This window comes from Pontibacillus sp. HN14, from assembly GCF_021129245.1.
GTDB lineage: Bacteria > Bacillota > Bacilli > Bacillales > BH030062 > Pontibacillus.
Map to the genome: position 1 here is coordinate 1 of NZ_JAJOLR010000015.1, position 1,664 is coordinate 1,664.

The following is a 1,664-nucleotide window of genomic DNA, read 5'->3' on the forward strand; positions in this document are numbered from 1 at the left end:
TTTTTAAAGCCAGTAATCATTTATTTTGATGCTAGGCAGACTCACATTTTATGGAGAGTTTGATCTTGGCTCAGGACGAACGCTGGCGGCGTGCCTAATACATGCAAGTCGAGCGCGTGAATCAACATGATCCCTTCGGGGTGATTGTTGTGGATCGAGCGGCGGACGGGTGAGTAACACGTGGGCAACCTACCCATGAGATCGGGATAACTCCGGGAAACCGGAGCTAATACCGAATAACCCAGTGAACTGCATGGTTCACTGGTAAAAGGCGGTTTCGGCCGTCACTCATGGATGGGCCCGCGGCGCATTAGCTAGTTGGTAAGGTAACGGCTTACCAAGGCAACGATGCGTAGCCGACCTGAGAGGGTGATCGGCCACACTGGGACTGAGACACGGCCCAGACTCCTACGGGAGGCAGCAGTAGGGAATCTTCCGCAATGGACGAAAGTCTGACGGAGCAACGCCGCGTGAACGATGAAGGTCTTCGGATCGTAAAGTTCTGTTGTTGGGGAAGAACAAGTGCCAGAGGAAATGCTGGTACCTTGACGGTACCCAACCAGAAAGCCACGGCTAACTACGTGCCAGCAGCCGCGGTAATACGTAGGTGGCAAGCGTTGTCCGGAATTATTGGGCGTAAAGCGCGCGCAGGCGGTTCCTTAAGTCTGATGTGAAAGCCCACAGCTCAACTGTGGAGGGCCATTGGAAACTGGGGAACTTGAGTACAGAAGAGGAGAGTGGAATTCCACGTGTAGCGGTGAAATGCGTAGAGATGTGGAGGAACACCAGTGGCGAAGGCGACTCTCTGGTCTGTAACTGACGCTGAGGCGCGAAAGCGTGGGTAGCAAACAGGATTAGATACCCTGGTAGTCCACGCCGTAAACGTTGAGTGCTAGGTGTTAGGGGGTTTCCGCCCCTTAGTGCTGAAGTTAACGCATTAAGCACTCCGCCTGGGGAGTACGGCCGCAAGGCTGAAACTCAAAAGAATTGACGGGGGCCCGCACAAGCGGTGGAGCATGTGGTTTAATTCGAAGCAACGCGAAGAACCTTACCAGGTCTTGACATCTTGCGCTATCCCTAGAGATAGGGAGTTCCCTTCGGGGACGCAATGACAGGTGGTGCATGGTTGTCGTCAGCTCGTGTCGTGAGATGTTGGGTTAAGTCCCGCAACGAGCGCAACCCCTAATCTTAGTTGCCAGCATTCAGTTGGGCACTCTAAGGTGACTGCCGGTGACAAACCGGAGGAAGGCGGGGATGACGTCAAATCATCATGCCCCTTATGACCTGGGCTACACACGTGCTACAATGGATGGTACAGAGGGCCGCGAGACCGCGAGGTCAAGCAAATCTCAAAAAACCATTCTCAGTTCGGATTGCAGGCTGCAACTCGCCTGTATGAAGCCGGAATCGCTAGTAATCGCAGGTCAGCATACTGCGGTGAATACGTTCCCGGGCCTTGTACACACCGCCCGTCACACCACGAGAGTTGGCAACACCCGAAGTCGGTGAGGTAACCTTTTTGGAGCCAGCCGCCGAAGGTGGGGCCAATGATTGGGGTGAAGTCGTAACAAGGTAGCCGTATCGGAAGGTGCGGCTGGATCACCTCCTTTCTAAGGATATTACGGAACTAGCGAGTCCTTCGGGACTTGCTAGCAGGCACACAT

The 1,664-nt window shown here is 54.1% G+C and carries 1 rRNA gene; it reads left to right on the plus strand.

What is annotated here, in order from left to right:
* Positions 1-47 precede the first annotated feature (47 nt).
* Positions 48-1,610: ribosomal RNA gene (locus LQ226_RS20800) — 16S ribosomal RNA — on the plus strand.
* The last annotated feature ends 54 nt before the right edge of the window (positions 1,611-1,664 follow it).